9 protein-coding genes and 2 rRNA genes are annotated in these 22,589 nt (G+C 70.3%); 7 read left to right on the forward strand and 4 right to left on the reverse strand.

What is annotated here, in order from left to right:
* Nucleotides 1–94: 94 nt before the first annotated feature.
* A complete protein-coding gene (locus OG392_RS19565; protein WP_329281121.1) occupies nucleotides 95–1,570 on the reverse strand; it encodes an MFS transporter in 1,476 nt (491 codons plus the stop codon).
* Nucleotides 1,571–2,140: 570 nt separating this feature from the next.
* On the opposite strand from OG392_RS19565, the gene OG392_RS19570 reads away from it, so the two are divergent.
* Nucleotides 2,141–4,447 (forward strand): asparagine synthase-related protein, encoded by a 2,307-nt coding sequence (locus OG392_RS19570; protein ID WP_443055084.1) that lies wholly within the window; start codon nucleotides 2,141–2,143, stop codon nucleotides 4,445–4,447.
* A gap of 450 nt (nucleotides 4,448–4,897) precedes the next feature.
* Nucleotides 4,898–8,356 carry an AfsR/SARP family transcriptional regulator gene (locus OG392_RS19575; protein ID WP_329281125.1) on the forward strand — a complete coding sequence of 1,153 codons (3,459 nt, stop codon included), beginning with the start codon at nucleotides 4,898–4,900 and terminating at the stop codon, nucleotides 8,354–8,356.
* Here OG392_RS19575 and OG392_RS19580 read toward each other — a convergent pair.
* Together OG392_RS19580 and OG392_RS19585 are read right to left on the reverse strand one after the other, a co-directional pair.
* Nucleotides 8,343–10,436 (reverse strand): sigma-70 family RNA polymerase sigma factor, encoded by a 2,094-nt coding sequence (locus tag OG392_RS19580; protein ID WP_329281127.1) that lies wholly within the window; start codon nucleotides 10,434–10,436, stop codon nucleotides 8,343–8,345. The genes OG392_RS19575 and OG392_RS19580 overlap by 14 nt on opposite strands.
* A gap of 288 nt (nucleotides 10,437–10,724) precedes the next feature.
* A complete protein-coding gene (locus OG392_RS19585; RefSeq protein ID WP_329281129.1) occupies nucleotides 10,725–11,516 on the reverse strand; it encodes a TetR/AcrR family transcriptional regulator in 792 nt (263 codons plus the stop codon).
* A 353-nt stretch (nucleotides 11,517–11,869) separates the two neighbouring features.
* Between OG392_RS19585 and OG392_RS19590 the strand changes: the two genes are divergently transcribed.
* Both OG392_RS19590 and OG392_RS19595 read left to right on the forward strand, forming a co-directional pair.
* On the forward strand, nucleotides 11,870–13,234 hold the full coding sequence (locus OG392_RS19590; protein ID WP_329281131.1) for an NAD(P)/FAD-dependent oxidoreductase: 1,365 nt from the start codon (nucleotides 11,870–11,872) through the stop codon (nucleotides 13,232–13,234).
* 106 nt (nucleotides 13,235–13,340) lie between these two features.
* Nucleotides 13,341–14,993 carry an ATP-binding SpoIIE family protein phosphatase gene (locus tag OG392_RS19595; RefSeq protein WP_329281133.1) on the forward strand — a complete coding sequence of 551 codons (1,653 nt, stop codon included), beginning with the start codon at nucleotides 13,341–13,343 and terminating at the stop codon, nucleotides 14,991–14,993.
* 1 nt (nucleotide 14,994) lies between these two features.
* Here OG392_RS19595 and OG392_RS19600 read toward each other — a convergent pair whose 3' ends face one another.
* Nucleotides 14,995–16,260 carry an MFS transporter gene (locus tag OG392_RS19600; protein WP_329281135.1) on the reverse strand — a complete coding sequence of 422 codons (1,266 nt, stop codon included), beginning with the start codon at nucleotides 16,258–16,260 and terminating at the stop codon, nucleotides 14,995–14,997.
* Nucleotides 16,261–16,415: 155 nt separating this feature from the next.
* Here OG392_RS19600 and OG392_RS19605 point away from each other — a divergent pair, with 155 nt between their 5' ends.
* From OG392_RS19605 to OG392_RS19615, 3 genes are all read left to right on the forward strand, one after another.
* On the forward strand, nucleotides 16,416–16,982 hold the full coding sequence (locus OG392_RS19605; RefSeq protein WP_329281138.1) for a MarR family winged helix-turn-helix transcriptional regulator: 567 nt from the start codon (nucleotides 16,416–16,418) through the stop codon (nucleotides 16,980–16,982).
* A gap of 665 nt (nucleotides 16,983–17,647) precedes the next feature.
* Nucleotides 17,648–19,173, forward strand: a 16S ribosomal RNA gene (locus tag OG392_RS19610).
* A gap of 288 nt (nucleotides 19,174–19,461) precedes the next feature.
* Nucleotides 19,462–22,584 (forward strand): 23S ribosomal RNA (locus OG392_RS19615).
* Together the 16S and 23S rRNA genes form the textbook arrangement of a ribosomal RNA operon.
* The last annotated feature ends 5 nt before the right edge of the window (nucleotides 22,585–22,589 follow it).

Below are 22,589 nucleotides of genomic sequence, written 5' to 3' on the forward strand. Positions count from 1 at the left end.
CTGGCCCACTGACAATCCCGTGAAACCTCGCGCGACGTCACGAGACGCAGGTCACGCCCGTCGCGTCGGGGGCGACGAGCGGCGCCCCCGCTCCTCACGCCGGTGTGACGAGCAGCGGCCTGGCCCGCTCCCGCAGTTCCATGACCCGGGGCTCGTCCCCGTACGGCTCCAGCCGGTGCAGCAGATCCCGTACGTACTCCGTGGTCCGCGCCGACGAGATCCGCCCCGCCACCTCCACCGCGCGCGTGCCGGCCGCGCAGGCGGCGTCCAGATTGCCCGATTCCAGTTCGGCGACGGCGGAGACCACGAGGCGCAGCCCGTGCGAGCGGACGAACTCCTCCGTCGGCCGTGAGAGCGCCTGCTCGGTGAAGCGGCGCACCTCGCGGGGCGCCTTCAGGTCGCTGTAGCACTCGGCGGCGTCGGCGCAGAACCGGTCGTACGAGTAGAAGCCCAGCCAGGTCGGGTCTCCGTCGCCCTCCCGGGAGCGCTCCAGCCAGCCCTCGGCGGACTTGAGCGCGGCCGCCGCGGCGCCCCCGTCGCCGGCCTTCGCGTGCGCGCGTGCCTCGACCAGCCGGAAGAAGGACATGGTGCGAGCGGTGGCGAGCCCCCGGTTCCGTTCGAGCGCGGCCTGGGCGAGGTCGACACCCTCGTCGGCGAAGCCCCGGTAGGTGGCCTGGAGGGACATCGAGGCGAGGACGTAGCCGCCGAGGGGCACGTCGGCGGCGGCGCGGGCGAGCCGCAGCGCCTGGATGTAGTAGCGCTGGGCGGCCTCCTGCTGCCCGGTGTCGAAGGCCATCCAGCCGGCGAGCCGGGTGAGCTCGGCGGTCGCGCCGAAGAGGGCCCGGCCGACCTCGTCGGAGTACGAGGCGAGCAGCAGCGGGGCCGCGTCCACGCGTAAGCATTCGGGGACCATGGACGAGCGCCAGTCCCCGCCGCCGTACTTGGAGTCCCAGCGGCGCGCGTCCTCGGCGGCCTCGCGGAGCTTGGCGACGTCGCTGTGCCCCACGCGCACGTGCTCGCCGACGGCCGCGGCCGTCGCCGCGCCGCCCGTGACGCCTCCGCCCGTGATCCCGGCCCCCGGCGGGCGCGGTGCCTCGCGCTCCACCGACGGGTCGGCAGGGGTGATCAGCCAGCGGGACGCGGGCGTCGCGTACGCGCTCACCGCGAAGGAGCCGGCGAGCGACTGCCAGATCCCGCCCCCGCCGGCCCGCCGCCCGGCGAGATCCAGCCGGTACAGGTCGGTCGCGGAGCGCACCGCCTCGCCCACGTCGCGCGGGAACGCGAGGCCCACCTCGGGCGCGGGGTCGGCGTCGGCGAGCCCGATCTCGTGCAGCGGCACGGGCCGGCCGAGCTTCTGCCCGATCGCGGCGGCGATCAGATGCGGCGCGGCGCCCTGCGGCACCATGCCCTTCGACACCCACCGGGCGACCGAGGTCTTGTCGTACCGAAGCGTCAGGCCCCTTTGCGCACCGAGGTCGTTGACGCGCCGGGCCAGCCCGGCGTTGCTGATTCCCGCGAGGGCGAGAACCGTGCCGAGCTTTTCGTTCGGCCCGCGTTGCTCCCTGGACATGACGCCACCCCTCGACAACCCAGACGGCCGCCACGACGCCGGGCATAGGCGTGCGGCATTCGTAAACACAGCGTAGTTCGCCGCATCCCTACCGTTAAGGGGCGGTGTTCCGTATGGCGAGATTGTTGTGTGAAAGACCGACAGCCTGGCCTGGCGGACCGGCTCGTGCTCCCGCCGTGTGGCCGTGCGCCCGGCCGTGCGCTCTCTCGGCATGGCCGGGGGAGCGCTTCCATGAGTAGCGCGTGGGTCGGCCCGCTCGGCCGGGAGAGTGTCCCGGACCAGTGGGCTGGGGGATACCGCCGCCCCATTCCCCGCGGGCGGCGGACGGCGCCGGGAGGCGGGAGCGCCTCCCGGGCTGCCGGTGGCCGGTGTGAAGCGGTGTACGTGGGCGGGTGCCCCGGACGCTTCTCACCCCCACCGAAGAGGGGCGATATTTGGCCGAATGACGCCGGTGTTCAACTGGCCCATGCCAGGGGCGCATTCGGCTTTCGCGCGCGTGCACCCGGACTCCGCCCCGTGCGCCGTTGTCGTGGCAGCATGTCTCCCACCGAAACGGATGTGGAGGCGCCGATGCGATGGCTGGTGGGCTGGAGCAGTGTCGCGGCGGGCTTCGCAACGACCTCCGGGACCCGGGCGGGCTCGGTGAGCGGCTCGTACGGCGGCGGATACGGCTCCGGACCGGGCGCCGGCCACGTCCCGGACCCGACCGCCGGCTACGTCTCCGGCTCAGGCTCCGACCACGGCTCTGGCCACGGACCGGGCAGCGGTTCGAACGGCGGCTACGGGGGCGCGTCGAACGGCTACGGCTACGGCTACGGCTACGGCCGCGCGGCCGCCACCGAGGGGCGCACGGTGCAACCGGTCGGCGCACAACTCCTCTGGGGCGACCCGGATCCGCTGTGGGCGGTCGGCGACTGGCGCCCCGACGAGGTGCGGGTCGTAGCCGTCGACGACCACACCCGTCTCGCCGTCCTCGGCTGTTGCGCCGCGAGCGACGAGGAACTGCGGATCGGCCTGCTCACCGCGCGCGGGGGCGCGTTGCGGCATCTCACGGCGTGGCCCGGAAGCTACACCGCCGTCGTCAAGGCCGGCCGCCGCGTCACCGTCACCGGTGACCTCGCGGGCGCCCGGCCGGTGTTCCACACCCCGTGGGCGGGCGGCACCGCCTTCGCCACCGCCGCCCTGCCCCTCGCCGACCTGGTCGAGGCCCAGCTGGACATCGGCCATCTCGGAGCACTGCTCGCCTGCCCGGAGACCCCGGAGGCGCTGCGCGACTCCACCCCGTACGAGGGGGTCAGGCGGGTACCGCCGGGCCACGCGCTGATCCTGCGGGAGGGCTCGCGCGAGATCACCGGGTACGAGCAGGTCGCCTCGCTCGCGGTCGCGGCGGCCGAGACCGACCCCCGGCAGGCCGTCGAGGGCGTCAGGGACGCCCTGATCGAAGCCGTACGCGCGCGGCTCACCGCCCCGCGGCACGCGCCCGAGGCCCCGCTGCCCGACCCGGGACCGGTGCCCGGCATGGGGCCCGCCGACCGGCGCGCGGCCCGGGGCGCGGGCCCGGCGCCCGGCATCGGCGCCGACCTGTCGGGCGGCAGCGCCTCCGGCACCCTCGCGCTGCTCGCGGCGGGTCTCCCCGGGGTGCCGGGCACGATCACCGGGCAGGGCACGGGCGCGGGGGAGCGGCTGCTCGCCGTCACCTTCAACGACCTGGCCACGCGCGCGGGTTCGGAGCGGGAGGACGAGCTGAAGCGGGCCGGGGTGATCGCGGCCGACCCGCGGCTGCACCACGTGGTCGTCGCGGGCGGTGAGGAGGCGCTCCCGTACGCCGCTCTGGACGGACCGCTCACGGACGAGCCGGGGCCCTCCCTCGTGACGGCCGAACGGCACCGGAGGCGGCTCGCGGGCGGCAGCGCCGACCACTTCACCGGCATGGGCGCCAAGCAAGTCCTGGACGCGCACCCGGCGCGGCTCGCGGACCTCCTGATGGACCGCAGGCGCCGCTCCCTGGTACGTCCGGTGACGGCGCTCGCGAAGGCCTCGGGGCCGTCGGCGGGCTCGCTCCTGGTGCCGCTGACGGTGTACCGGGCGGCGCGGAAGCTGGCCCGAACCCCGTACCGGACGGGCCTGGAGGCGGCCGCCCAGCGGGTCCTCGAGGCGAACCGCACGGCCCCGGACGGCTTCGGCCCCCTGGAGGCGTCCCTCTCGGCGCTCACCTGGTCCCGGCCGGGTCCCGCGGCGCGCTGGATGACAGGGGAGGCGCTGGCGGAAGTATCGGTTCGGCTGAACCGGGCGGCGACCCTGCCGACCTCCGTCCAGCGCCCGGGCGAAGCACGCGCGCGTGCCGCGCTCGCGCGTGCGGCGGCCGACCACAGGGTCCTGGAACAGGCCGCGGAGATCCGCGGTCAGCGGCTGCACGCCCCCTTCCTCGACAACCAGGTCGTACGTGCCTGCCGCGCCCTCCCGGAATCGCTCCGGGTCCAGCCGGACGCCCGCGCGGGGGTCCTGCGCACGGTCCTGTCCGGTGCCGGCATCCACGACCTCCCACCGGGCTGGGGCGCCCCCCACCCGGCGGTCCCGGCCGGGGCAACGCGCGCGGGTCTGCGCGCGGCGCTCCCCCATCTGATCGCCCTCTTCGACGCCCCGCTGCTCGCCGACGCGGGCCTGATCGAGGCGCGCGTGGTCCGCGAGGCCCTCCGCACGGCGGCGGACGGCGCCCCCGTCCCCCTCGACGGTCTCGCCGACCTCGTCTCCACCGAACTCTGGCTCCGCCGCCTCATGTCCCGCCGGGGCTCCTGCTGGACGAACACCACGGAACCCCGCGCGCACCGCGCGGTCCAGGGCCCCCTGATCCCGGCGACGCGCTCCCTCCCGGCGTGAACCCCTGACCGGGAGCGCCGGGAGGGGGCAGCCACGACCACGGTGGAACAGGCCTTCGACCCGTCTGCGCGCCGATGGCGTCCGCCGTTCTCTCGGCGACGGCCCCGGCCACCCGGTCCGCCCACAAGCCGGGGACGGCGGTCCGCCTCCCCAGCCGCGCGGTCCCGCCTCCCTACCCGCGCGGTCCCGCCTCCTCACCGGCGCGGTCCCAGGCCCTGGCATCCGCGCGGTCCCAGGCCCTGGCATCCGCGCGGTCCCAGGCCCTGGCATCCGCGCGGTCCCAGGCCCTGGCATCCGCGCGGTCCCAGGCCCTGGCATCCGCGCGGTCCCAGGCCCTGGCATCCGCGCGGTCCCAGGCCCTGGCATCCGCGCGGTCCGAGGTCGCGGCTCCGAGGACACTCCCGGGTAAACCCCGAGGCGTACGTCCGTGCCGCCCGACACAATGAGCCGGTGCGGTATCTCATCCTCGGCACCACCGAAGCCCTCGACCCCCTCGGCCGCCGCCTTCCCGTCGGCGGCGCCCGGCTGCGCGCGCTGCTCGCCGCGCTCGCGCTGCGCGGCGGACGTGCCGCGTCCGTCGCGGAGCTCGCCGACGACGTGTACGGGGACTCCCCGCCGCAGGACGCCCCCGCCGCCCTCCAGGCCCTCGTCGGCCGCCTCCGGCGGATCATCGGCAGCGACGCCGTCGCCTCCACGCCCGGCCCCGGCTACCGGCTGGTCGCCGCCCCCGAGGACATCGACCTGTACGTCTTCGAGCAGCACGTCAGGGACGCCGGCGCCCATCTCGACGCCGGCGAACCCGCACAGGCCTCCGCCCTCCTCGGGCTGGCCCTCGGTCTCTTCCGCGGCCCCGCCCTCGCCGACCTGTCCGACGCGGCGGGCATCCGCCCGGAGGCGCAGCGGCTCGCGGCACTGCGCCGGCGCGTCGAGGCCGATCTGCGCCGGGGCGCCACCGACGGACTCGTACCGGAGCTGACCGGACTCACCACCACGTACCCGTACGACGAGGCCTTCCACGCCCAGCTCATCCGCGCCCTGCGGGCCGAGGGGCGGCACGCCGACGCCCTCGCCGCCTTCGAGTCGGCCCGCCGTACCCTCGCGGACGCCCTCGGCACCGACCCCGGCCCCGAACTCGCTTCCCTCCACCAGGAACTCCTCGCGGCGCCCCCGCCCCGGACGGACGGGCCGCGGGGGCCTGCCCCGTCCACCCGCCCGCGACCGACGACGGCGCCGGACCCGCGGCAGAGCCCCGGGGCGGCGGGGGAGCCCCACTCCGGGCCGCCCGCGGCGGACCGCACGCGCCTGCGTACCGCCGCCCCCGGCAACATCCGACCCCGTCTCACCTCCTTCGTCGGCCGGGAGCCCGAGCTGGCCGCGATCCACGCCGACCTGGACCGGTTCCGGCTCGTCACGCTCACGGGCCCCGGCGGTTCCGGCAAGACGCGGCTCGCCGAGGAGGCCGCCCTGAGGGTCTTCGCCCCGGCCGCCGCTCCTGCCTCCCCCGCCGCTCCCGCCCCTGAGCGTGAGCACCCCGCCCCCGGCTCCTTCACCCCCGACTCCCTGGCCCCCGCCGCCTGGATCGCCGAACTCGCCCCGCTCGACGACCCCGAGGCCGTCCCCGGCGCCGTCCTCTCCGCGCTCCGGCTCCGCGAGGTCAACCTGATCACCCGCGAGGGCGCGACCCCCCAGGACGACCCCACGGCCCGTCTCGTCGAGCACCTCGCCCGCCGTCCCTTCCTCCTCGTCCTCGACAACTGCGAGCACGTGATCGACGCGGCCGCCGCCCTCGCCGAGACCCTCCTCACCGACTGCCCACAGCTCCGCATCCTCGCCACCAGCCGCGAACCCCTCGGCGTACCGGGGGAGTCGGTCCGCCCCCTCGAACCCCTGCCGCCTGACCCGGCGCACCGTCTCTTCGCCGAGCGCGCCCGCGCCGTACGCCCCGACGTCGACCTCACCCAGGGCGGCGGGGCCGTCGACGAGATCTGCCGCCGTCTCGACGGCCTGCCCCTCGCCATCGAACTGGCCGCCGCCCGTCTCCGGCTGCTCACCCCGCGCCAGATCGCCGACCGCCTCGACGACCGCTTCCGTCTCCTCACCTCCGGCTCCCGCACGGTCCTGCCCCGCCAGCAGACCCTCCGCGCGGTCGTCGACTGGTCCTGGGACCTGCTCGACCCCGGCGAGCGCACCCTGCTCCGCCAGGTGTCGGTCTTCGCCGGCGGCTGGGACCTCGCCGCCGCGGAGGCCCTCTCCCCGCGCGCGGCGGACCAGCTCGGCGCCCTGGTCGACAAGTCCCTCGTGGTCGCCGCTCCCACCGAGGGCGGCGAGATGCGCTACCGGCTCCTGGAGACCATCCACGAGTACGCGGCCGAGCGCGCCGCCGAGACCCCGGCGGTTCTCGCCGCGGCCGAGGCCGCCCACACCGCCCACTTCACGGCCCTCGCCGAGACCGCCGAGCCCCTGCTCCGCTCGGGCGAGCAGCTTCCGTGGATCGAGCGGATCGAGCGCGACCTGGACAACATCCGCGCCGCCCTGCACCGCACCCTCGGCACCGCCCCCAAACTCCCGGCCTCGCCGGAGCAGGGGGGATCCCCACCCGACGAGACCGCCGCCCACCGTCTGGTCTTCGCCATGGGCTGGTTCTGGTGGCTGCGCAACTACCGCCCCGAGGGCCTGGCCTGGGTCGAGCGCGCGGTCGCGCTCGGCGACGACCCGGCCGATGCCGACGACCCCCGCTACTGGCCCCGTATGCGCCTGCGCATGCTGCAGTTCTTCCTGGAGGTCGAGAGCCGCACGCTGCGGGACTTCCAGGAACCGGAGGCGATCGCGCTCGCCCGCCGCGTGCGGAGCGCGTTCGGTGAGCCGCCCGGCCCCGAGGGCGCCCGGTTCCCCGGTCTGCTCTGGCCGTTCACCGCGTACCTCACCGAGGAACCGGCCGTGGTCCGTGCCCTCCTCGACGAGGCCGTCGCCAACTGCCGCCGTCACGGCGGCGACTGGGAGGTCGGCGTCAGCCTCATGTTCCGTACGCACATGGTCGTCGACATGCCCGGCGGCATGCCCGGCATCGACGAGGACCTGGCCGAGCTCGAACTCCTCGCCCGGAGCGTCGGCGACCGCTGGATGGGCGCCCAGATCGCGAGCGCGGTGGGCGAGGCCCAGATGCTGCGCGGCCGCAGCGAGGAGGCCGGGGAGGCGTACGAGGAGGCCCTCCGGCTGGCCAGGGAGGTCGGCGCGCACGCCGAGTCCCCGTTCCTTCTGGCCCGTCTCGCCGAACTCGCCTACCAGACGGGTGACATGGAGGCCGCCGAGAAGGGCCTCGAAGAGGCCTCACAGGAGGCGGAGCGCTACCGCGTCCGGGACACGGGGGTGTTCGTGTGCTTCCTGCGGGCCGCCCTCGCCCTGTACCGCGGGGAGACCGCGGAGGCCCGCGCCCAGCTGGAGGAGGCGGGCCGGACGGTCGCGACCGGAGCGCCCCCACCGCACTTCGAAGCGGTGCTCGTGGGTCTCTCCGCGCGCGTCGAGGCGGTCGAGGGGCGGGCTTCCGCCGTCGCCACCGCCATCGACGCGCTGCGCGGCGCGCGGGACGCGCAGTGCGCGGACTTCATCACCTCGGGACTGGCGGAGGGTCTCGCGGTCGTGCTGTCCTCGGCGGGCGAACCGGCCCTGGCGGTACGGATCATGGCGGCCGTCGAGAGCTGGCGCACCGACCTGCCCCGCACGGTCCCGGGCCTGCGGGACCTCCGGGCGGTGAACGACCGGGCGCTCGCCGCGCTCGGTCCCTCGGGTGTCGCCACCGCCCGCGCGGCGGGGGAGGGCCTCGGCGTCGACGAGGTGCTGGACCTCGCGGAGAGCGTCGCCACGAGGCCCGCACCGGGCGAGGACGGGAGCGGGAGCGTCAGGAGCAGCTGATCCGGGACTGCGCCCAGTCGGCCACCGCGGCCCGCCCGAACGGCGTGTGCTCCTCCACGACCAGCCGGATCGTGCTGCGGCCCGAGATGTCGACATGCACCGGGACCGGCGGGTCGCCGGCCCGGACCACGTCCGAGCGCCAGAGCCGTTCCTCGTCCCCGTACACGGAGAACCGGACGCCGCCGACGCCCAGCAGGGCGCTCAGGTCGTCGACGCCGACGACCGCGTCGTACCGCGTGCACTGGCGGTTGAGGTCGATCAGCAGGGACGAGGGTGCGTGGACGCTCACCCCGTGTGCGTACGGGGTGCCGCCGATGGACAGGTCGTCGCGCTGCCACATCCAGCTGCTGTCGGAGAGGGCGACCTCGGGCTTGGTGCCGTCGCCGAAGATCCCGTAGTCCAGCTCGTTGACCTGGTAGACCCTCGGCGGGGCGGGCGTCGGCTTCGGCTTCGGCGAGGGCTTCTCGGGCGGCGGGGTGGGCGCGGGCGTCGGCGTGGGGGTCGGCTTCGGCGGGGGAGTCGGCTCCGGTGACGGCTTCGCGGGCGCCGGCTTCGGCGTGGGCTTCGCCGGCGGGGGCGTGGGGGGCGGCGTCGGGGTGGGCGCCGGCGGTTCGGACGTCACGGGCGGGGGCGGTGGTACGGGCTTCGGCGTCGGCTTCGCCGTCGGCGCGGGCGCCGCCGGGACGACGGGGGTGACGACGGGCTGGGTGGGTCTGGGCGCGGCCACGGGCTGCGGATCGCCGGCCATGGCCCAGACGAGCCCGGCGGCCGCGGCGACGGCCACGGCGGCCGCGATGCCTGCCTTGGCGGGAGCGCCGATTCCCTCGGCCGCGGCGCCCGAGGCCGCGCCGCCGGAGGATCCGGTGGCGGCGGCCGCCGCACCGGCGGCGCCCGCGCCGACGGCGCCACCGGCGACGACGCCGGCGGCCTTGAGCGCGTACCCGGCGGCGAACCAGCCGATGACGGCGACCGGAAGCAGCGCGGGGATCCCGGCGTTGACATGGGCCAGCTCACCGGCGGCGACCCGGCACTTGGCGCACTCGTCGAGGTGCTTGCGCAGTCCGCGTTCGGCGCGCATCCGCAGGCCGCCGCGCGCGTAGGCGCCGAGCCGGTCGGCGTACCGGGCGCAGTCGCCGCCGGCCGTCAGGGACTGGCTGACGTGGGCCTGGAGGTAGGCCTGCTTGAGGCCCTCGCGGGCCCGGCTGGCGAGGACGGCCGTGGCGTTGGCGGTCAGTCCGAAGAGCGGTGCGACCTCACTGGGGGACTCCTCCTCGACGGTGGTGTGCCACAGCACGGCCTGCCAGCGCTCGGGCAGCGAGCGGAAGGCCTGCATGGCGAGCGACTGCTCGGCCTCGTGCATGGCCAGGACGTCGGCGCCGAGGTCGAGGCCCGCCCCGAAGGACGCGTTCGGGTCGGAGCCCTCGGCGGCGCGGGCGGCCTCGTCCGCGAACACCGCGAAGTCCTCGACGAGGTGTTCCCGCTTCTGTGTCTTCGTCCAGTTCGCGGCCACGCGCCGGACGGTGGTCATCAGATAGGCGCGCACGGCCTGTTCGGGACCGGCTCCGCCGCGGACCGCCTGGAGGGTGCGGGCGAAGACCTCGGCGGTCAGGTCGTCGGCGGTGTGGGCGTCCCGGCAGCAGGTTCTGGCGTACCGGCGCACGGCGTCGGAGTGTCTGCGGAAGAGTTCCTCGTACGCGGAGTCGTCGCCGTCCCGCATGAGCTGGACGAGCTCGGAGTCGGAGGGCGGCAGTTCGACGGGCGGCGGAAGGACGGTGTCGTGCTCGTGGTCGTCCTCGGCGGTGGCATCGGGACCGGCCGGGTCGGGTCCGGCGCCCGTCCCCGAACCGGCGCCCCACCCGGAGGCCTTGCCCTCGCGTTGTGGCGGCACGCTCGCGTCGAGCGGCTCGGCGGCGCCGGCCGGCGCCGCAGCCTGCGGATCCGCGCCCGGGGACCCCGTACCGGCCTTGTCCGGGGCGCTGGAGAGGCCTCCCGGCCCACCCTGGCTCGGCACCTGCGGGGAGGGCGGATCCCCCGCCTCGGCGGGGCCGCCCAACGGCTCGTCCCGACTGTCACCGCTCATCGCGGAAGCCCCCGTACGCACGCTCGGACCCGAACAACGGCCAAGCCTGCCACAGAGCGCGGGCACGCCGAGGCGCCGCGTCCACTTACCACTCGTCCGGGGCGACTTCGTGTATCCGGGCGTAACCGCTCACACGTTCGTGTCATGCTCGTTGATCCACCCGGACCACGCAGACACCGGACCACGAAGACCCGGGACCACGAAGTCCCAGAGTCACGAAGTCCCAGAGTCACGAAGACCCACGGCTACTAAGCCCCCGGCCCGCGCCGGGGCGCGGCCGGTCCGTCCCTACCGGGAGCGCAGCCCCTCGATCAGGATGTCGAGGAGACGCGTCGAGGCCGCCGCCTGCTGCACCGCGTCCGGCAGCGCCGGAGCGGCCGTGGCGATGACGAGGAGGACGTCGGCCACGGTCACGTCGGTCCGCAGCTCACCCGCCTCACGCGCCCGGTCGACCAGCCGGCCGACGACCTCGAGCAGCTCCGCGGCACCCGCGTCGTCCTTCTCCTCGGCCGGTACGGCCCGCGGTGCGACCACGCGCGCTTCGGTCTGCTCGACACCTCGCTGGTACGGCACCCGCGCCACGTCGTCCGGGGCGTGGGAGTCACCGCCGAGCGGCAGCACCGTGACGTCGTCGACGCCCACCCGCAGCACCTGCGGCGGAAGGAGCCGACCCGCGCCCGAGGCCACCGAGGTCCGCAGGAACCGGGAGAGCGCCGACCACGGCTCGTCCTCCTGGCCGAGCGCGGCCCGCGCCTGCTCGGTCAGCCGGGAGGTCTCCTCCTCGGCTATCCGCCTGACCAGCACGTCCTTGCTCGGGAAGCGGCGGTAGACGGTGCCGACCCCGACGCGGGCGCGGCGTGCCACGTCCTCCATCGGAGCCCCGTAACCGAGCTCGCCGAAGACCTCGCGCGCGGCGCGCAGGACATGCTCCAGATTGCGCTGGGCGTCCACCCGCAGCGGCGCGGACCTGCCGGACACCGGTGCGCCGTTGCGCTCGGAACCGCCGACGCCCGCGTGCGGGCCGTCGTCCACGGTCGCCGTCCCGGCGCCCGTCTGCCATCGTGAATCCTGAATATGCATAAGCGTTCCCCCGCTCATGATGTCTCCCCCCGGAGACTCCCCGCCCTGAAACGGGGCTCCCGGAGGACGAGCGCTTCGGTCCACGCGCTCCCATCCGACACCCCGACGAAGTACGAACATAGTTGAGTCCGGGTCAATTCAGAAGGGGGAGTTCCGTACGGTGCGCCCCCCGATCGGAGCAAGGACCGGAACACTCCCGATTCCGGCCCTCCACCGAACCCGGCGCGGCTAGCCTGACCTGCGCCGTTGCGCCCGTACTCCCCTCGTGCGCCACCCCGCGCCTCCGTACCCCTCCGGTCACACAATTTGCCGGGGCTGTGGACAAACCACGGACGGGGGTGCGTCATGGGACAGTGACGGAACCTGCGCGCATTCTCGTGGTCGGCGGTGGCTACGTCGGCATGTACACCGCGCTGCGCCTCCAGCGGCAGCTCAGGGCCGAGCTGAGAGCCGGCGACGCCGAGATCGTCGTGGTCACCCCCGAGCCGTACATGACGTACCAGCCGTTCCTCCCCGAGGCCGCCGCCGGCTCGATCTCCCCGCGCCACGTCGTCGTGCCGCTCCGCCGGGTCCTCGACCGCTGCCGGATCGTCATCGGCGAGGTCCTCTCCGTCGACCACGCCAAGCGGACCGCGACCCACTCCACCCTCGCGACCGCCGAGGAGGGCGCCGGCGCGGTCGACCTCACCTACGACGAGCTGGTCATCGCGCCGGGCTCGGTCTCCCGCACCCTCCCGGTCCCCGGCCTCGCCGACCACGGCATCGGCTTCAAGACCGTGGAGGAGGCCATCGGCCTGCGCAACCACGTCATCGAGCAGATGGACATCGCCTCCTCGACCCGCGACCCCGCGATCCGCGACGCCGCCCTGACCTTCGTCTTCGTCGGCGGAGGGTACGCGGGCGTGGAGGCGCTCGCCGAGCTGGAGGACATGGCCCGCTACACGGCGCGGTACTACCACAACATCAAGCCGGAGGACCTGCGCTGGGTCCTCGTCGAGGCCTCCGACCGGATCCTCCCCGAGGTGGGCGAGGAGATGGGCAGGTACGCCATCCGCGAGCTGCGCGGCCGGAACATCGACGTACGCCTGGAGACCCGCCTCGAAACCTGCGAGGACCGGGTCGCCGTCCTCAGCGACGGCACCCGGCTGCCCACCCGCACCGTCGTCTGGACCGCGGGCGTGAAGCCCGCCCCCGTGCTCGCCGCGACCGACCTGCCGCTGAACGAACGCGGCCGGCTCCGCTGCACGGCCCAGCTCGCCGTCGAGGGCGTCGCCCACGCCTGGGCCGCCGGGGACGCGGCCGCCGTCCCCGACGTGACCGCGAAGGAACCCGGCAAGGAGTGCGCGCCCAACGCCCAGCACGCCGTCCGCCAGGCCAGGGTCCTCGCCGAGAACATCGCGGCCTCCCTGCGCGGACAGCCGCTCAAGGACTACGCGCACGCGTACGCCGGATCCGTCGCGTCCCTGGGCCTCCACCAGGGCGTCGCCCACGTCTACGGACGGAAACTCAAGGGATATCCGGCCTGGTTCATGCACCGCGCCTACCACCTGAGCCGGGTCCCCACCTTCAACCGCAAGGCCCGGGTCCTCGCCGAATGGACCCTGTCCGGCCTGTTCAAACGGGAGATCGTCTCCCTCGGGTCGCTGGAACACCCACGCGCCGAATTCGAACTCGCCGCCGCTCCGCCACCCGCCCACGGCGACAAGCCGACGTCCTGACATCACTGTCAGTGCACTCGTCCACACTGGACGTGTGACCATAGGTGGGCTCACACCTGCACAGCGTGACTCTGCACGGCACCGACACCACGAGGCATAGAGATCCGTGAACTTCACCCGTTGGAGCGCCCGGCTCCCCGGTACACAGCGCCGCGCGGCGCGGGGGACCGAAGGCTCCGTGCCCGCCGCCCGCGGTGAGTACGCGCAGCAGCTGGAGCACCTCGCCCACGAGGCTGCCGCGACCGGCGAGCCCGTCGACGTACCCGCCCTGGAGGACTTCTCCGTACGGGAGCTCCTGGGCCGGCTCCCCGGCCTGGTCGCCCTCGCGTACGGCCCGGACCACCGCATCGCGTACGTCAACGACGCCTATGCCGCGGCCTTCGGCCACCGCCCCGCGGGCGTGCCCCTCGCCGACTCCTGCCCGGAGGCGGAGGAGCTCGGCCTGCTGCCGCTGATGGACCAGGTGCTGCGCAGCGGCAAGCCCCGTACGGTCAAGTCCCGCCGCACCCAGGACGGCGGCTCGTACACGGTGACGTGCCTGCCCGTGGACAGCGCGCACCTCGGCGGCGGCGGAGTCCTCGTGCACGCCGCCGACGTCACCGACCACGCGGAGGCCGCCGAGCGGCTGCGGGCCAGCGAGCGCCGCCACCGCGAGACCGCCGTCACGCTCCAGCGCTCGCTGCTCCCGCAGGACCTGGAGCAGCCCGACGACCTGCGGATCGCCGCCACCTACCAGCCCGGCGGAACCGACGCGGCCGTCGGCGGCGACTGGTACGACGTGATCACCCTCGGCGCCGGCCGTACCGCGCTCGTCATCGGCGACGTGATGGGCCGGGGGGTGCGGGCCGCCGCCGTCATGGGCCAGCTCCGCACCGCCGTACGGGCCTACGCGCGCCTGGACCTGCCCCCGCACGAGGTGCTCCAGCTCCTCGACGGCCTCGCCGCCGAGATCGACGCCAGCCAGATCGCCACCTGTGTGTACGCGATCCACGACCCCAGCGAGGGGAAGCTGGTCTACGCCTCGGCGGGCCACCTCCCGATCCTCGTCCGGGACGAGGACGGCAGCGTCCGGTGCGCCGAGGACCCGACGGGACCGCCGCTCGGCACAGGCGGCTGGCTGCACGCCTCCGGCTCCATCGCCCTGCCGCCCGGCTCGACCGCCGTCCTCTACACCGACGGTCTGGTCGAGCGGCGCCGCGAGGACATCGACGAGGGCGTCGCCGCTCTCGCCCGCGCGCTCTCCGGCGCCAGCGGCACCCCGCAGGTCGTCTGCGACCGGCTGCTCCGCTCCCTGGGGGTCACCGCGGAGCACGACGACGACGTGGCCGTCCTGGTCGTCCAGCATCCGTCCCGCAAGGGGGCGGACGCCGAGCTCTTCCACAACGCGGCCCTGGAACTCCTCGGCGGGGTGGAGGCCGCTCCCCGCGCGCGTGCGTTCGCCTCCGGGGTCCTGTCGTCCTGGCGCTTCCCGGTCGAACTGCGCGACCTGGGCGTCCTCGCCACCAGCGAACTCGTGGCGAACTCCCTCCAGCACGGCACACCGCCCATGCGACTGCGCCTGCGCCGCACCGACCGCCGACTGATCATCGAGGTCACGGACGGGGACGACCACCTGCCGCGCCGCCGCAGGGCGGAATCGGAGGACGAGGCGGGCCGCGGCATCTCGATCATCGCGACGATCGCCTCGTCCTGGGGGAGCCGCCGCACACCGGGCGGCGGCAAAGCGGTCTGGTGCGAGTTCGCCCTGCCCGACCAGTAGGTCAGGCGGCCGCCGTCTCCTTCTCGGGCAGGTGCTGCGCCACGACCAGGGACGGCTTCACGGCGAGCGACGGCTGGTTCTGCTCCGGGGTCAGCTGCTTGCCCAGCCGCACCGCGAGGAACGTGATGCCGAGCGAGAAGAGCACGAACGTCACGATGTACGGACCGTGCAGCGCGGCCCCCATGGGCCCGCCGACGGCCGGCCCGACGGCCAGCGCCAGCTGCTTGACCAGCGCGAACGCCGAGTTGTACTGCCCGACCATCGACTCCGGCGCCAGATCGGCGACCAGCGGTGCCACGGTCGGCGACAGCATCGCCTCACCGAGCCCGAACAGGGCGTAAGTCGAGACGAAGGCCGCCGTCGCCATGGCCTGGCTGCCGTGCCCGAGGCCCGCGTACCCGGCGATCAGCCAGGCCACGGTCCAGATCAGACCGACGGCCGCGATCACCCGGGTCCGCTTGCGGCGCTCGACGAACTTCAGCACCAGGAACTGGGCGGCCACGATCACCGCGGTGTTCGCGGCCAGCGCGATACCGAGCGTCGACGGCTGGATGCCCGCGGCCTCGGTGCCGTACGCGGCGAGACCCGACTCGAACTGTCCGTAGCAGGCGAAGAAGAGGACGAAGCCGAGGACGCAGAGCTGCACCATGGCCTTGTGGCCGAGCAGCGCGCGGAGGCCACCCTTGCCGCCCTCGGAGGGACGGGCACCCTGGAACGCCGGGGAGCCCGGCATCCGCACGGTCCCGACGATCGCCGCCAGCACCAGGAACATCGCCGCCTCGATCGAGAACAGCAGGATGAAGCTGCCCGGCCGGGTGGTGTCGACCAGCAGACCACCGATCAGACCACCGACACCGAGACCCAGGTTCTGCAGGAAGAACTGCATGGCGAACGCCCGGGTGCGCCCGACCGGCGTCGAGCACCAGACGATCATCGTCGCGAGGGCCGGCTGGAGCACGGCCGTACCGGCACCGAGCAGCGCCGCGGCCCCCACGGCCGCGGGCACGCTGGAGGCGAAGCCCATCGCCACCGCACCCACGGCGGCGACGACCGAGGCGACAAGGAGGACCGGCACGGGCCCGCGCCGGTCGATGGCCCGCCCGCTGAAGGGCAGCACCACCAGTGCGGCCATGGCGAAGACGGCCAGGACGATGCCCGCCGTGGCCGCGCCCAGATCCCGCACCTGCGCCACGTACACATAGAGGTACGGCACGGTGAAGCCGAGTCCGAACGCGCTCAGCGCGCTGCCTGCCTGAATACGGCGCATCGCTGCGCCCCTCGCCTTGGTCACACTCACCCACTTCGGTCGCAGGTTCAGAGGTGTAGCCCTGAACCTTGAAGACTTCAACACTAAAGTTCGAGCCTTAACAATACACACCGAAGGACTTCAACGCCAACGAGACCCGTGGGATACTCGGCCGCATGTCCGACAACCCCGAGCGGTCCGGCCCGCAGGCTCCGCAGGAGCCGAGCCTCGACGAGCAGATCGCCGCCTATCAGCGCGAGTTCCGCGACCTCGACCTCCAGGTCGAGAAGGTCGTCTCCGCCCTCGGCCGGCTGAACCGACGGATGAACGTGGCGTACGGACGCCAGCTCGCCGACCTCGGCATCAGCAACGCCGAATGGGAGGTCCTCAAGACCCTGGTCCTCGCGGGCGAGCCCTACCGGCTGGGTCCGGGCGAGCTCGCCAAGCGGCTGGGCCTCACCCCGGCCGCCATGACCCACCGCATCGACCGCATGGCCGGCGAAGGCCTGGTCACCCGCGACCGCGACGAGAACAACCGCGTCCGCGTGATCGTCGAGCTCACCGACGAGGGCCGCTCGAAGTGGCTGGAGGCCATGCGCATGGCCACGGACTTCGAGGAGGAGCTCCTCCAGGACCTCACCTCGGACGAGCGGGGCGTCCTCGGCGAGGTCCTCATCCGGCTCCTCCGCCGCGTGGAGCTCACCCAGCCCGATGCCGGCGGCCGTCTGACGGACCTCGACTGAGCTTCCGAGAGGCCACGCGGCCCCATCCGAGGGGGGTTGACACGCCCCTCCCGGATGCGTAGTGTTCTCCGAGTTGTCACAGAGCCGGAACGGTTCTTCGACAACCACCTCCGCCGCTGAGAGCGGCACCTCTACTCCGCACGATCTCCCCACCGGGACGAATTTCGGCATGCCGAAATTCATTTCGAATGACTCGATTATGAGCCGCCGGGGAAATCCGCTAGAGTTTGAGACGTCGGAACGGCCCAACAGCCGGAAAGACAAACCCCGCTGACTGGGAATCAGACGCCGAAAGGTTCTGATAGAGTCGGAACCGCCGGAACGGCCCGGAGCGAAAGCAAAAGGGGCCGGAAAGCACCGAGGAAATCGGATCGAAAAGATCTGATAGAGTCGGAAACGCAAGACCGAAGGGAAGCCCGGAGGAAAGCCCGAGAGGGTGAGTACAAAGGAAGCGTCCGTTCCTTGAGAACTCAACAGCGTGCCAAAAATCAACGCCAGATTAGTTGATACCCCGTCCATCTTCGGATGGCGAGGTTCCTTTGAAAGTCCTGCGGGCCCTTTGTGGTCGGCAGGCAACATACACAGCGAGGACGCTGTGGACAGTCGGCCTTATTCCGGCATGACTGTCCCGCTCAACGCGAGTGTCACCCGATTACGGGTAAACATTCACGGAGAGTTTGATCCTGGCTCAGGACGAACGCTGGCGGCGTGCTTAACACATGCAAGTCGAACGATGAAGCCCTTCGGGGTGGATTAGTGGCGAACGGGTGAGTAACACGTGGGCAATCTGCCCTTCACTCTGGGACAAGCCCTGGAAACGGGGTCTAATACCGGATAACACCGGCTTCCGCATGGGAGCTGGTTGAAAGCTCCGGCGGTGAAGGATGAGCCCGCGGCCTATCAGCTTGTTGGTGGGGTAATGGCCTACCAAGGCGACGACGGGTAGCCGGCCTGAGAGGGCGACCGGCCACACTGGGACTGAGACACGGCCCAGACTCCTACGGGAGGCAGCAGTGGGGAATATTGCACAATGGGCGAAAGCCTGATGCAGCGACGCCGCGTGAGGGATGACGGCCTTCGGGTTGTAAACCTCTTTCAGCAGGGAAGAAGCGAAAGTGACGGTACCTGCAGAAGAAGCGCCGGCTAACTACGTGCCAGCAGCCGCGGTAATACGTAGGGCGCAAGCGTTGTCCGGAATTATTGGGCGTAAAGAGCTCGTAGGCGGCTTGTCACGTCGGGTGTGAAAGCCCGGGGCTTAACCCCGGGTCTGCATCCGATACGGGCAGGCTAGAGTGTGGTAGGGGAGATCGGAATTCCTGGTGTAGCGGTGAAATGCGCAGATATCAGGAGGAACACCGGTGGCGAAGGCGGATCTCTGGGCCATTACTGACGCTGAGGAGCGAAAGCGTGGGGAGCGAACAGGATTAGATACCCTGGTAGTCCACGCCGTAAACGTTGGGAACTAGGTGTTGGCGACATTCCACGTCGTCGGTGCCGCAGCTAACGCATTAAGTTCCCCGCCTGGGGAGTACGGCCGCAAGGCTAAAACTCAAAGGAATTGACGGGGGCCCGCACAAGCAGCGGAGCATGTGGCTTAATTCGACGCAACGCGAAGAACCTTACCAAGGCTTGACATATACCGGAAAGCATTAGAGATAGTGCCCCCCTTGTGGTCGGTATACAGGTGGTGCATGGCTGTCGTCAGCTCGTGTCGTGAGATGTTGGGTTAAGTCCCGCAACGAGCGCAACCCTTGTCCTGTGTTGCCAGCATGCCCTTCGGGGTGATGGGGACTCACAGGAGACCGCCGGGGTCAACTCGGAGGAAGGTGGGGACGACGTCAAGTCATCATGCCCCTTATGTCTTGGGCTGCACACGTGCTACAATGGCCGGTACAAAGAGCTGCGATGCCGCGAGGCGGAGCGAATCTCAAAAAGCCGGTCTCAGTTCGGATTGGGGTCTGCAACTCGACCCCATGAAGTCGGAGTTGCTAGTAATCGCAGATCAGCATTGCTGCGGTGAATACGTTCCCGGGCCTTGTACACACCGCCCGTCACGTCACGAAAGTCGGTAACACCCGAAGCCGGTGGCCCAACCCCTTGTGGGAGGGAGCTGTCGAAGGTGGGACTGGCGATTGGGACGAAGTCGTAACAAGGTAGCCGTACCGGAAGGTGCGGCTGGATCACCTCCTTTCTAAGGAGCACAGTACCGATTGCAGACAAATGTTCTGCACGGTCAGCTCATGGGTGGAACGTTGATTAGTTGGCACGATCTCGAGGATCACTTCACAAGTACTGCTTCGGCGTGGAACGTGATGATGGACCGACGGGTCGTGCTTGGCACGTTGTTGGGTATCTGAGGGTACGGCCGTAAGGTTTGTATCTTCGCGATGCCGGCCCCAGTGAACTCATCTGCTTGTCGGGTGGGGTGATGGGTGGCTGGTCGTTGCTTGAGAACTACACAGTGGACGCGAGCATCTGTGGCCAAGTTTTTAAGGGCGCACGGTGGATGCCTTGGCACCAGGAACCGATGAAGGACGTGGGAGGCCACGATAGTCCCCGGGGAGCCGTCAACCAGGCTTTGATCCGGGGGTTTCCGAATGGGGAAACCCGGCAGTCGTCATGGGCTGTCACCCATGCCTGAACACATAGGGCATGTGGAGGGAACGAGGGGAAGTGAAACATCTCAGTACCCTCAGGAAGAGAAAACAACCGTGATTCCGGGAGTAGTGGCGAGCGAAACCGGATGAGGCCAAACCGTATGCGTGTGATACCCGGCAGGGGTTGCGCATGCGGGGTTGTGGGATCTCTCTTTCACAGTCTGCCGGCTGTGAGACGAGTCAGAAACCGTTGATGTAGGCGAAGGACATGCGAAAGGTCCGGCGTAGAGGGTAAGACCCCCGTAGCTGAAACATTGACGGCTCGTTTGAGAGACACCCAAGTAGCACGGGGCCCGAGAAATCCCGTGTGAATCTGGCGGGACCACCCGCTAAGCCTAAATATTCCCTGGTGACCGATAGCGGATAGTACCGTGAGGGAATGGTGAAAAGTACCGCGGGAGCGGAGTGAAATAGTACCTGAAACCGTGTGCCTACAAGCCGTGGGAGCGTCGCTCATTGAGTTTACTCAATGGGTCGTGACTGCGTGCCTTTTGAAGAATGAGCCTGCGAGTTTGCGGTGCGTTGCGAGGTTAACCCGTGTGGGGAAGCCGTAGCGAAAGCGAGTCCGAACAGGGCGATTCAGTAGCGCGCTCAAGACCCGAAGCGGAGTGATCTAGCCATGGGCAGGTTGAAGCGGAGGTAAGACTTCGTGGAGGACCGAACCCACCAGGGTTGAAAACCTGGGGGATGACCTGTGGTTAGGGGTGAAAGGCCAATCAAACTCCGTGATAGCTGGTTCTCCCCGAAATGCATTTAGGTGCAGCGTCGTGTGTTTCTTGCCGGAGGTAGAGCACTGGATAGGCGATGGGCCCTACCGGGTTACTGACCTTAGCCAAACTCCGAATGCCGGTAAGTGAGAGCACGGCAGTGAGACTGTGGGGGATAAGCTCCATGGTCGAGAGGGAAACAGCCCAGAGCATCGACTAAGGCCCCTAAGCGTACGCTAAGTGGGAAAGGATGTGGAGTCGCAGAGACAACCAGGAGGTTGGCTTAGAAGCAGCCACCCTTGAAAGAGTGCGTAATAGCTCACTGGTCAAGTGATTCCGCGCCGACAATGTAGCGGGGCTCAAGCGTACCGCCGAAGTCGTGTCATTGCAGCATGAGGGCCAACGCCCGCTGTGATGGGTAGGGGAGCGTCGTGTGCCGGGTGAAGCAGCCGCGGAAGCGAGTTGTGGACGGTTCACGAGTGAGAATGCAGGCATGAGTAGCGATACACACGTGAGAAACGTGTGCGCCGATTGACTAAGGGTTCCTGGGTCAAGCTGATCTGCCCAGGGTAAGTCGGGACCTAAGGCGAGGCCGACAGGCGTAGTCGATGGACAACCGGTTGATATTCCGGTACCCGCTTTGAAACGCCCAATATCGAATCAGGCGATGCTAAGTCCGTGAAGCCGTTCCGGACCCTTCGGGGAAAGGAAAGTGGTGGAGCCGACGAACCAGACTTGTAGTAGGTAAGCGATGGGGTGACGCAGGAAGGTAGTCCAACCCGGGCGGTGGTAGTCCCGGGGTAAGGGTGTAGGCCGTGTGATAGGCAAATCCGTCACACATTAAGGCTGAGACCTGATGCCGAGCCGATTGTGGTGAAGTGGATGATCCTATGCTGTCGAGAAAAGCCTCTAGCGAGTTTCATGGCGGCCCGTACCCTAAACCGACTCAGGTGGTCAGGTAGAGAATACCGAGGCGTTCGGGTGAACTATGGTTAAGGAACTCGGCAAAATGCCCCCGTAACTTCGGGAGAAGGGGGGCCACGTCTGGTGATCGGATTTACTCCGTGAGCTGGGGGTGGCCGCAGAGACCAGCGAGAAGCGACTGTTTACTAAAAACACAGGTCCGTGCGAAGCCGTAAGGCGATGTATACGGACTGACGCCTGCCCGGTGCTGGAACGTTAAGGGGACCGGTTAGCTCTGTTTCGACAGGGCGAAGCTGAGAACTTAAGCGCCAGTAAACGGCGGTGGTAACTATAACCATCCTAAGGTAGCGAAATTCCTTGTCGGGTAAGTTCCGACCTGCACGAATGGCGTAACGACTTCTCGACTGTCTCAACCATAGGCCCGGTGAAATTGCACTACGAGTAAAGATGCTCGTTTCGCGCAGCAGGACGGAAAGACCCCGGGACCTTTACTACAGTTTGATATTGGTGTTCGGTTCGGCTTGTGTAGGATAGGTGGGAGACTTTGAAGCCGTGACGCCAGTCACGGTGGAGTCGCCGTTGAAATACCACTCTGGTCGTGCTGGATGTCTAACCTCGGTCCGTGATCCGGATCAGGGACAGTGTCTGATGGGTAGTTTAACTGGGGCGGTTGCCTCCCAAAGGGTAACGGAGGCGCCCAAAGGTTCCCTCAGCCTGGTTGGCAATCAGGTGTTGAGTGTAAGTGCACAAGGGAGCTTGACTGTGAGACCGACGGGTCGAGCAGGGACGAAAGTCGGGACTAGTGATCCGGCGGTGGCTTGTGGAAGCGCCGTCGCTCAACGGATAAAAGGTACCCCGGGGATAACAGGCTGATCTTCCCCAAGAGTCCATATCGACGGGATGGTTTGGCACCTCGATGTCGGCTCGTCGCATCCTGGGGCTGGAGTCGGTCCCAAGGGTTGGGCTGTTCGCCCATTAAAGCGGTACGCGAGCTGGGTTTAGAACGTCGTGAGACAGTTCGGTCCCTATCCGCTGCGCGCGCAGGAATATTGAGAAGGGCTGTCCCTAGTACGAGAGGACCGGGACGGACGAACCTCTGGTGTGCCAGTTGTCCTGCCAAGGGCATGGCTGGTTGGCTACGTTCGGGAGGGATAACCGCTGAAAGCATCTAAGCGGGAAGCCTGCTTCGAGATGAGTATTCCCACCTCCTTGAGAGGGTAAGGCTCCCAGTAGACGACTGGGTTGATAGGCCGGATGTGGAAGCCCAGTAATGGGTGGAGCTGACCGGTACTAATAGGCCGAGGGCTTGTCCTCAGTTG

Source organism: Streptomyces sp. NBC_00691 (assembly GCF_036226665.1).
Taxonomy (GTDB): domain Bacteria; phylum Actinomycetota; class Actinomycetes; order Streptomycetales; family Streptomycetaceae; genus Streptomyces.

What these genes read in the sequence shown, in the direction of transcription:
- OG392_RS19565 (WP_329281121.1), bottom strand. Translation starts at nt 1,570, where the DNA reads ATGTCCAGGGAGCAACGCGGGCCGAACGAAAAGCTCGGCACGGTTCTC.
- OG392_RS19570 (WP_443055084.1), top strand. Translation starts at nt 2,141, where the DNA reads ATGCGATGGCTGGTGGGCTGGAGCAGTGTCGCGGCGGGCTTCGCAACG.
- OG392_RS19580 (WP_329281127.1), bottom strand. Translation starts at nt 10,436, where the DNA reads ATGAGCGGTGACAGTCGGGACGAGCCGTTGGGCGGCCCCGCCGAGGCG.
- OG392_RS19585 (WP_329281129.1), bottom strand. Translation starts at nt 11,516, where the DNA reads ATGCATATTCAGGATTCACGATGGCAGACGGGCGCCGGGACGGCGACC.
- OG392_RS19600 (WP_329281135.1), bottom strand. Translation starts at nt 16,260, where the DNA reads ATGCGCCGTATTCAGGCAGGCAGCGCGCTGAGCGCGTTCGGACTCGGC.
- OG392_RS19605 (WP_329281138.1), top strand. Translation starts at nt 16,416, where the DNA reads ATGTCCGACAACCCCGAGCGGTCCGGCCCGCAGGCTCCGCAGGAGCCG.